Below are 704 nucleotides of genomic sequence, written 5' to 3' on the forward strand. Positions count from 1 at the left end.
TGGGCGCTCTTCGCGCCCATCTTCGGCGGACGCTGACCTGGGATCAGGGCAAAGAACTTGCGCTGCACCAACAGATCACCGCCCGCATCGGCACACGCGTGTTCTTCTGTGACGCGCACTCGCCGTGGCAGCGAGGTTCCAACGAGAACACCAACGGCTTGCTGCGCGACTACTTTCCCAAAGGCTCTGACCTGGCCCACATCTCACCCGGGCAACTGCAACGCGTCACCGACGAACTCAACGACCGGCCCCGCAAAACCCTCGGCTGGGCCCGACCCGCCGACCTGATCACCGACGCCGTCGTCACGGGCAGGACCGCATAAGCCGCATGGTTGATCAGCCCCAAAAGATCGCAGTGGGATCGCGATCGAGCTCAACGAGTAATTCCTCAACACCGGCAGTGGGCGACACCAAATCATAGGCATGGAAACGCAAGTTGCGATCACGCCAATACAACGACCACATGCCCGTGGTCTTCGTGTAGCGCAGCCCAGCGATCGGAAACCGGATCCACTCCGCGCCCGCATCTGCTCGCCACGATCGGCGGCACTCCACGATCGTCAGATGACGCTCAGCAACGTCCACCTCAACGCGGACCTCGTCACGAATCTCGGCAGGCACCCTGTGGTTTGCGTCTGACTTCGCCGCTGAGATGGGCTTGGAAAATTACCCAATGCTGGCAGGCTTCTCGGGTGATTCGAGAG

General features: G+C 61.5%; 2 protein-coding genes. One reads left to right on the forward strand and one right to left on the reverse strand.

The window, feature by feature from the left end:
• Positions 1-323: IS30 family transposase (locus F6Q13_RS18785; RefSeq protein WP_293059744.1), on the forward strand; the 323-nt coding region annotated here is incomplete at its 5' end.
• Positions 324-336: 13 nt separating this feature from the next.
• Here the strand turns inward: F6Q13_RS18785 and F6Q13_RS18790 are convergent.
• Positions 337-621: a DUF3024 domain-containing protein gene (locus tag F6Q13_RS18790; protein WP_293059747.1), complete on the reverse strand. Its 285-nt coding sequence runs from the start codon at positions 619-621 to the stop codon at positions 337-339.
• Positions 622-704 lie beyond the last annotated feature (83 nt).

Origin of the sequence: Mycobacterium sp. (assembly GCF_008709575.1) — a bacterium.
GTDB lineage: Bacteria > Actinomycetota > Actinomycetes > Mycobacteriales > Mycobacteriaceae > Mycobacterium.